The sequence below is a fragment of the Catenibacterium sp. GCM10023432 genome (assembly GCF_042651925.1).
Taxonomy (GTDB): Bacteria; Bacillota_I; Bacilli_A; order Erysipelotrichales; family Coprobacillaceae; genus Catenibacterium; species Catenibacterium mitsuoka.
Genome location: NZ_JBHSEB010000058.1, coordinates 1 through 8,768, shown reverse-complemented (window position 1 = coordinate 8,768; position 8,768 = coordinate 1). Strand labels below are relative to the sequence as shown.

The 8,768-nt window shown below is 31.4% G+C and carries 11 protein-coding genes and 1 pseudogene; 2 read left to right on the top strand and 10 right to left on the bottom strand.

Annotated elements, in window-relative coordinates; genetic code table 11:
- Positions 1-106 precede the first annotated feature (106 nt).
- Both ACFOZZ_RS08125 and ACFOZZ_RS08120 read right to left on the bottom strand, forming a co-directional pair.
- The gene (locus ACFOZZ_RS08125) at positions 107-2,347 is read right to left on the bottom strand and encodes a S8 family peptidase (RefSeq protein ID WP_376815052.1); all 2,241 of its coding nucleotides are present in this window, start codon (positions 2,345-2,347) and stop codon (positions 107-109) included.
- Position 2,348: 1 nt separating this feature from the next.
- Positions 2,349-3,389 carry an ATP-binding protein gene (locus ACFOZZ_RS08120; protein WP_147556563.1) on the bottom strand — a complete coding sequence of 347 codons (1,041 nt, stop codon included), beginning with the start codon at positions 3,387-3,389 and terminating at the stop codon, positions 2,349-2,351.
- A 163-nt stretch (positions 3,390-3,552) separates the two neighbouring features.
- On the opposite strand from ACFOZZ_RS08120, the gene ACFOZZ_RS08115 reads away from it, so the two are divergent.
- Positions 3,553-3,945: a dicarboxylate/amino acid:cation symporter gene (locus ACFOZZ_RS08115; protein WP_376815053.1), complete on the top strand. Its 393-nt coding sequence runs from the start codon at positions 3,553-3,555 to the stop codon at positions 3,943-3,945.
- Between the two features lie 316 nt (positions 3,946-4,261).
- Here ACFOZZ_RS08115 and ACFOZZ_RS08110 read toward each other — a convergent pair.
- From ACFOZZ_RS08110 to ACFOZZ_RS08095, 4 genes and pseudogenes are all read right to left on the bottom strand, one after another.
- Positions 4,262-4,924, bottom strand: a pseudogene (locus ACFOZZ_RS08110) (DNA-processing protein DprA).
- Between the two features lie 265 nt (positions 4,925-5,189).
- Positions 5,190-5,984: a metallophosphoesterase gene (locus ACFOZZ_RS08105; protein WP_055289001.1), complete on the bottom strand. Its 795-nt coding sequence runs from the start codon at positions 5,982-5,984 to the stop codon at positions 5,190-5,192.
- A 173-nt stretch (positions 5,985-6,157) separates the two neighbouring features.
- A complete protein-coding gene (locus ACFOZZ_RS08100) occupies positions 6,158-6,472 on the bottom strand; it encodes a type II toxin-antitoxin system RelE/ParE family toxin (RefSeq protein ID WP_278779645.1) in 315 nt (104 codons plus the stop codon).
- Positions 6,469-6,741, bottom strand: a complete 273-nt coding sequence (locus ACFOZZ_RS08095; RefSeq protein WP_279147389.1) for a type II toxin-antitoxin system Phd/YefM family antitoxin — start codon at positions 6,739-6,741, stop codon at positions 6,469-6,471. Before ACFOZZ_RS08095 ends, ACFOZZ_RS08100 begins: the two co-directional genes overlap by 4 nt.
- A gap of 128 nt (positions 6,742-6,869) precedes the next feature.
- Here ACFOZZ_RS08095 and ACFOZZ_RS08090 point away from each other — a divergent pair, with 128 nt between their 5' ends.
- Positions 6,870-7,049 carry a hypothetical protein gene (locus ACFOZZ_RS08090; protein WP_376815051.1) on the top strand — a complete coding sequence of 60 codons (180 nt, stop codon included), beginning with the start codon at positions 6,870-6,872 and terminating at the stop codon, positions 7,047-7,049.
- 182 nt (positions 7,050-7,231) lie between these two features.
- Here ACFOZZ_RS08090 and ACFOZZ_RS08085 read toward each other — a convergent pair whose 3' ends face one another.
- From ACFOZZ_RS08085 to ACFOZZ_RS08070, 4 genes are all read right to left on the bottom strand, one after another.
- Entirely contained in the window at positions 7,232-7,417 is a 186-nt protein-coding gene (locus ACFOZZ_RS08085) for a hypothetical protein (RefSeq protein WP_329773371.1), read from the bottom strand.
- Positions 7,418-7,591: 174 nt separating this feature from the next.
- A complete protein-coding gene (locus ACFOZZ_RS08080; protein WP_376815050.1) occupies positions 7,592-7,822 on the bottom strand; it encodes a hypothetical protein in 231 nt (76 codons plus the stop codon).
- A gap of 13 nt (positions 7,823-7,835) precedes the next feature.
- The gene (locus tag ACFOZZ_RS08075; RefSeq protein ID WP_329966922.1) at positions 7,836-8,210 is read right to left on the bottom strand and encodes a hypothetical protein; all 375 of its coding nucleotides are present in this window, start codon (positions 8,208-8,210) and stop codon (positions 7,836-7,838) included.
- A partial coding sequence (locus ACFOZZ_RS08070) for a hypothetical protein (RefSeq protein WP_376815049.1) occupies positions 8,203-8,768 on the bottom strand: 566 nt, incomplete at its 5' end. The genes ACFOZZ_RS08075 and ACFOZZ_RS08070, both read right to left, overlap by 8 nt.

Sequence of the window (8,768 nt, the reverse complement as noted above, 5' to 3'; positions counted from 1 at the left end):
TTTTGGGCTTTTGTCAAGAGAAAATAAAAAAGGCATACATTTTGTTTGTATGCCTTGATAGCTGTCAATTTTTAACTTAATGACATTGCCGAAAGGTTCTTTTTATTTACTCAAATTCAATTATCTCTTCACCCTTATTATAAATGTCTATCTGATTATCAACATCTATTGTATTGACAATCCAACCTCTTGTTTGACACATTTTAATGAAATCATTGATACGATTAACCCCATTCATTTCTTTTAACGTGATAACAACACCAAACTTCAAACCTCTACCATCACTAGATTTTAATCTTTCCTTTGTTTTGATGGCTAACCCCCACATACCTGTTCCATATGCTACTCTAGGTCTACTTCTTTCTTTAATGAGTTCGCTAATATGCTTAATATTATCCCATTTTCTATATAATTTACGAGCATCTTCTTCATATAAAGATGTACATACCTCTTCTGATTGGTTATTCCCATTAATTGATGTAATAGTTAACTTCCCGTCTTTGTCTTTAATTCTTCCAAAATGAATATCCATTTCTGTGCTAGTATAATCAACGCCCTGATTTCTATATGTCTTAGGAAAATAACATAATGTAGCACGAGCAAAATAAGGATGCTTATCATTTATTTTAGGAACTGGAATATTATATGTATATGTTTCAAAATCCTCTATAATACCGTTGATAAAAAACTTAATTTCATCATCAGATGAATTTACGATATCATTAATATGAATAGGAACTATACCATACCCAATAGTATGTGACATATCATCTTTTCTATTCCATCCAGCTGCCGAATCAATAATCAATGCTTTTGCAGTTTCTCTACTTAATCCAACGACATTTATTAAATATGCAAGTTTTCTGGAAATCCAAGGTGCTGCAAAAGATGTACCCATCACATTTCCTTCTCCTAGAGGAGTACATACTCTAATAGGTTCATTTATATCCCCACCATAATAACTAACATCAGGCTTATGAAAGAAAGATAAAACTGGCCCAGTACGTGTATAAGATGCTTTGTTTCCATTTCGTTTAACAGAATTAACAACTAAAGAATTAATTGAGTCAGCAGGCGCCCCAATTCGCATTTCTTTTTTTGAATCTGAAATATTGTTTGTTCCAGCAATAACAAAAATAACATCAAATTCATTTTGCAGCTTATCTAATTCTGCTGCTTCTGGAGAAATAAAGTTTTGATTTGTTTCTAAAGCTGAACCTAATGATAGATTCCAAACCTTTATATCTCTATTTTGAGAAATGATTTGTCTTATCATCTTTAATATACTAAATGAACTGAATCTGTCAGCAAGTGCAACCCCAAAATGTCGAACTCTAAATCTTCCACACCCATCCTCTAAATCCGGATTAAATGAAGGACCATCTACAATAATCGATGAAATTTCAGTACCATGAACATAATCTTGAGATTTTAATTCAATCTCTTCATTAATCATATTTGTATATTCTACCCAATCACCAAAGTAAACTCGTTTATCAAATTGCGTATCTAATACACCAATAATAGGTTCATTTTTAGGTGACGGAATAGATAATGGTTTCTGTTCAGGCAATTCTATAATAGAGTCTTTTGTGATTTCTCTAATATCCTTTACTGCCATAGAAATCAAATAAGGTGCTTGAGCCTGTACAAGTTTGATTTCATCAGGTGTAAGTCTAAATGTTGTTTCATCAATCTTTTTAGCATTAATCATATCAACCCCAAACTTACCTAATAACGTATTTGTATCCACATCTGTTTTAAATATAGTTACAATAGATTGATCTGTAATAGGAGCTGTCATTTTATCTATATCAAATCTATCAACATAGTAAGAATCAATAATAAACTTAATAAAAAGCGTTCTACTAACCTCTACATATCTATAATTATCTTTATCAAGTTTCTCGATATCATCATGTGATATAGTACCTACATAATCATTTTCAAGAATTCTAATGACTTTATATAAGTAATTAATTGTTTGATCAATCACTTCTAGCTTAATATAGTGGGTAAAGACATGATTTTTGGTTTCTTTTCCATTAGTAATTGTTGACCCAAATTTCGATCCTCGTATTGATTCATTTGGACTTTTACTTTTATCAGCCAACATTGCCTTTATGCGATTACTTTTCGCAATAATATGAATATAATGAACACTAATTAATGCACCTTCTATAGTTCGGTTTTCTGTCCAGAATTGTCTTATGCTTTCTAATTGTGATACTAAATCTCGTATATGTTGAGAAGTTACTGATTTACCTTTTGGTAAATTAAGAGATCCAAAAGAACTTCTATTTTGCTCAGAATGCAGTGTTCCTTTAAGTTGGAGTAGTTTATTCAAATTACTCAGCTCCTTTCAATCTTCTCGCTATGTTACTCTTCGAAACCTTCGTTAATATTTCAATTTCTCTTATCGTAAAATTTTGATTTTGTAATTCCTTTAGCTCTGGTTGATTATTCTCACAAACTATAGAGTATAATCTACGCATATAATCTGTATGATCCTCTGGATTACTAAATGCAATAGCTGTTTTAATGATATTTTTTAATTCTCCTGGGCAGGGAATCTGATCATATAAACCAATGATTTTTCTAAACAATCTAATATTCTTATAACCAATCTTGAATTTCTTTAAATAGTTTTCAAGTAATCCTTCTGCCACTTCCATTAAATCTACATTGCTATATCTATTAAAATCAATTACAGCATCAAATCTTCTACTTAATGCTTTATCAAAATATTTGTACAAATTAGTAGTCGCAATCAATACGACCTGTTCGTTCAATTGATCCATTCCTTTTAACAACGTAGAAGTTGCTCTTCCCATTTCTCTTAAATCATTTGAATTTGTTCTGTCTAGTGCTAAAGCATCAATTTCATCAAACAATATGATTATCTTATTTGGGTATGTAAAATTATTGATTTCTTTGAACATTGTCGAAATATTTTTTTGTGTTTGTCCTAATTTGCTATCAATAAGTAAAGAAAAATCAACCATATATATTTCTCTTTCTAATATTCTCGCTATTTGTTTAACAGCTTCTGTTTTACCAGTTCCAGGTGCCCCTTGAAGTAGAAACTTATTAATTCCAGCATTATAACTGACTGCATTTACTATTCCTAAAATATCGTTTGTAATTACTTCAGGTAAAAGTAATAATTCGGCTGAATTATCAATTTTTTCAAAGAAACTAAACTCATTTGTCATTGTCTGTGGAACGAAAGTATTGGCATCTGATAATAAAGCCATAATATACTCTGCTAGCTGGTAATCTCCTATTGAATCAAAATATTTTGCAATCTCATACGCTTCACTTTTAAAACCTGAATCATTGTGTTCAGAATAATACTTAATCAAATTAATAACATTTTTCTTTTTCATTGTGACTGTCCTCCCAGGTACATTATACATTCATGGGACAACATATACAATATTGGGACAATATTTATTATTTTTATTTATTTAATACCTGTTTTTTTCGTCTTTTTACTGCAACTTGAGGTGCATTGAATGTATCAGATAATGGGCGAATAAGAAGTTCTGGATTATTAATATTGCATCATTTGTATTACCTTTAGGTATGACAATCAATATGGACGGTACAGCAATCATGCAGGTTATTGCAGCTATGTTTATTGCAGCAAGTTCTGGATACAAGATTACATTCATGTCTATGGCTGTTATTGCAGTATTAGCACTTATTGCTTCAGTTGGTACTCCAGCTGCTCCAGGTGCAGGTGCTATTATCCTATTTACTATTTTAACTGGTATGGGTTATACAAATGATGCTGCATTACTTGCATACTCATTAATTCTTTCAATCAATAGACCTATTGAAATGTTAGTTACTTCACTTAATGTAGTTGGTGATGCTTCTACTTCAGTTATTGTAGCTAAGAAAGAAAACATGATTGATCAGAAAATATATAAAGGATAAAAGTTCTTTATAGAAAAGGAGTCAGAAAATTTAACTCCTTTTTATATATACTTGAAATATTATAATAATTATGTATAATGCTTATGAAGAGAGCTGGAAGATAGGGTGGCATTTATAAAGCGGCCTTGTTGAAAGGTTTTCTAGTAAGAAAGAGGCTTCTAATGGTGACCTTTATAAGGTAGCTTTAATTAGAGGCTTTTTTGCTATAAAAAAGAAGAAGACAGATCACTCTGACTTCTTCAAGTATACATCCACAAATACATACCCCATTTACCAATAATATGTACTAATACAGAGCGGGTGTGCAAGAGGCAGATTAAACTTTCTTATAAAGAATATCATTCTTGTTTAATAGTTCTAATACTTCTTTTATATTCTTAAAGGTGTGTGCTCCATTTTGTATATACTTTCTAGGCCATAAGAGAGAAGATTGTAGTAATGAGTAAGGTATCAAGATGTCTCTACCTTGCTTTATACAGTGATCTGCTTGTCTTAATGCACCACTTTTCTCTCCTGCTTCCATGATAATAGTCGCAATAGAAATACCACTCATAGTCGCATTTCTTGTAGGAAAATTCCATTTGTATACTTTATTACAAGGTGGAAATTGTGAGACAACAAGTCCATGTTATTCAATTGTGAGTTGAAGGTTTTTGTTTTCTTTAGGATAGTACTGGTTAATAGGTGTTCCTATGACAGCTATAGTTCTTCCATTGTTTTTTAATGCTGTTTTATGGGTTATTGTATCTATTCCTTTTGCAAGGCCTGCATTGACTACTATATTTCTTTTGACTAATGCTTTAACAAGCTTTTCTGTTTTTTCCATTGCTTCCATAGAAGCATTTCTACTCCCTACTACACTGACAGACTTTTCATTCAATAAATGTACATTGCCTTTAAGAAATAAATATGGTGGTGCTGTTGGGATCATAGCTAATAACTTAGAATATATGCCATCCCCCTTTTTAACTAATACAATATCTGCTTGAAGAGTTTTGAAACTTTCCTTGACTCTTAAATAGGTATTATAGAAATCCTCTTCAGATATACATAATTGAAAAAATAAGTAAGGGATATTATGTAGGAGCCCAGTTCTATAATTGAAATGGACTAATTGTGCTATGAATTAACATGTTCTCTTATCATTACAATTGAAATATTGCTGAATTGTACAATACAAAATAGCATCTCTTACATAAGCATTATTAATATCCATAAGAGCCTCCTTTATGAGTATTCTATTATCAGGATGAATGATTAGCAAGAGAAGTTTTGATATCTACTATAACAAGTTCAGGTCTATTGAAGATTCTAGGTACTCTTGTAGACTCTTTAGCTAGCCCTCTGCTGACTATAAAAGTAGTATGAGGGAATTGGTATATCCCACCTGCAAAACGTGGAAATAAACCCTCATCTGGCGCAAATAATCCATTTAGGATATAAGGTATACGCCATTGTCCTCCATGAGCATGTCCTGATAGTATAAGATCATAATCATACTTTAAATAATCTTTGATATAGGAAGGTCTATGGGCTAATAGTAAAGAGAAATAGTTGTTATTGGTATGTAGTTGGTTTAATTGTTTCTTATAGTTATGAGAGCATTGATCGTCTATACCACTTATATTAATAATTTGGTTATGTAGACGTATTTGTTTTGTATTCCCTTCCAATACCTCTACATGGAAAGACTTTAATATGTTCTTCATTTCATCTACCCTACCACTCCAGTATTCATGATTACCTGTAACATAATATGTAGGATACTTAGTAGTAATACCTTCTAAGAAGTGTACTGTATTCTTATCAGAAATTTGATCATCAAAGATATCTCCTCCTAGTAATAGTATATCTGGTTGTTCTTTCTTTATAGCATCTATAAGCGTATTTCCATACTTGCAGGAATGAAGATCTGTGATAAGTGCAAGTCTTATAGGATGAGAGAGTTTATGTGATGTCATCGTATAATGAACTGTATGAAAGTTAGAATTAAAAGCAATGGAAAGTATGAATGTAATACATATCTTGATTAACTTCATTGTTGATCCTCCTAAGCGAAGTATAGCAACAATCAACTAAGAAAGATACTAATATGCTCGTCTAAACCTTATAAGATGATACAGATAGCGACATCCTCATCGTATAAGAACCTAGCCTTAGGAAATAAAAAAGAGCGATTAATTCGCTCTAGTATCTCTCATGCTTACAATCTCTATCTATTTAGCCATTTAAAATCTTTTCTACAATCAAAAATATAATCAATATGTACAACGTCATCTTGAATTTGATACAAAACAAAGCAATACTTATTTATAACCATTTTCCTATACTTATTTGGCAATATGTATTCTTCATTAAAAAAGGGATAACGCTTTGGCATATACTCTAATGAACGTATGCCCTCCATGATTGCCTTCTTTTGTTTAGCAGCTGCTTCAACATTCGCTTCAGCAATAAAAGCTATATTTAATTTCAACATTTTTACTGCTTGTTCGGACATAAAAACTATATATTTATCATATGTCATTTTCTATACCCCTGAATTATTTCATCAAGAATTTCATCTAATTCATCAATTGTATACTCTTTGCTACCTGCTATTCTCTCTTCTTCTACAGAAAGAAGCTGCTCACGCAAATCTAACATTTTTTCTCTACGACTAAATGTTTCAATATCCATAACAACTAAGTCACCTTCTCCGTTTCTCGTAAGATAAACGGGTTCTTGACTATCCCTACAAAGATCTGCAATTTCATTATAATTTTGTCTAATTGCTGCAGATGGACGAATATTCATAAAAAGCACCTCCTCTATAGTAATATTCTAACTTTATTATACCTATATTTTACTATTGATGCAACTTTCTTTATCTTACATTAAAAGCACATGTGGGACTTGATCTTGTGTATTCAGAGATGGAAATAATGGGATCTATTGCCTATAATGCAGTAGATATTAAACAGTGTATTGAAGTACTACATAAGAAATCTACACCTGTAGAAAAGATTATTACGTATCATTATGTATTAGATGATATAGATAAAGCTTTTGAACAGGCAGCTAAGAGTAATGAAACATTAAAGATACTTATTAATCATGAATAACATTATGAAGGAATCCTGAGGGATTCCTTTTTAGGTGTGTTGTTTATTCTAAAGGTTATAGGATGAGTTAGGTATTAACTATAAAGTAAAAAAACGTATTAGCAAAATTTTAATTAAATAGTGCGTAGCTTAATAAAAAATCTCCTCACCCGTGAAAATTAATCCACAGATGAGGAGAAATTTTAATCTTCTTCTGTGTAGTCGCAGTTTGAACATTCCCAAACTTCTCCGTCCCAGTACAGGCAACCACCACATTCAGGACATGGACGAAATTCTTCATCATCTTCTTCTAATTCACCTGAACAATAAGGACACTGACCGTATTCAGATTCATCATAGACCTTATCGCAATATGGACACATCTGCATTACATAGACCTCCTTTCTCCTTTATTACAAATAACTATAAAGTGTTTTCTTTCTGATTAAATAAAATTAAGTCATCATATTCTATGCGTATTTAACTTCATCAATATACTGTTACATAAATTCATCAATTTTTTTCTTTTAATTTTTTACTACTCAATCTTACAGCTTCGAAAATTAATCATCATTTGATAAGTACCAACCATGCTCACGATGAGGCAAATTAAGTGGAAATCTACTAGAAATTGCATTAACTACATCTATATGTATATTGCTAATTTTGGCGTATTCATCCGAATAATAATCAAGTTCTTCAAGCAATGATTCCATTTCACTTGCAGTATCTCTAAGTTCATCTTCTGGTGCTGTATCCAGCCAACTGCTTGTAACATAAGAAAAATCTCCCATCGTATTATCCCTCCTAACACTTATAATTTGATATCATTTTCAAAAACTCTACTGACACAAAATATGGATTATTATCATCTCCAATTTTCTCAATCAAAACGGCATCCTTATCTGTTTCAAGTACTCTAAATTGATCTCCAATTTTAAATTCTAAACCATCATCGCTTACACCATCTACAGTTACAGAATATACTATTGAATCTGATGTTTCCTTCAGTTTTTCCTTATTCTTTTTCTTGTTTACCTTTTCAGCAACAATCATTCTACCTTTACATACTGCAATGCCTACCACTACACCTGCTACAGCAATAATTCCAGCAAGATTTTTAGGACCTCCGACCTTCTTCGCCAGAGCAGTCATCTTTTGATAATCACCTAAATTACTCATTCTCTTTACCTCCTTCATCTCGTCTACCATGCATCAATTCATCTTCATATAGTTCGTTAAAATTTTTATATCCACCAAACACTGAAATAGCATCTGCTATAAATTCACAATCTTCCTCTGTATAATCTCCAGTCTTTAACTTTAACTTTGAAATGTCTCCCACCAAGTAACTTGACGAATATAAGCGCGCAAATAGTTTAACGGGTATTTCTATTTCCCTGTCTTGGGATTTACATAAATCATAAAAATTTTCATACATTATTTTCACCATTAATTGAATATCAGGATGATTAGCACCCAATGACTTACGTTTGCAAATTGCTTTAGGTAATACATATTCTGCAAGTAAGAAATCTATATCTATAGTTTCTATCATTTCAATCATGGATATCATTTGTCCTAGATTGCTATTGTCCCATTCTTCAGGCAACTTATTTATTATCATGTCAACAAATTTTGCATATGATTCACCTTGTGGGTCTTCTAAGATTGTTAAACCGCAAACTCTACCCATCTGATGACTGCAAATTATATTACCCAATATAATAATGTATTTTT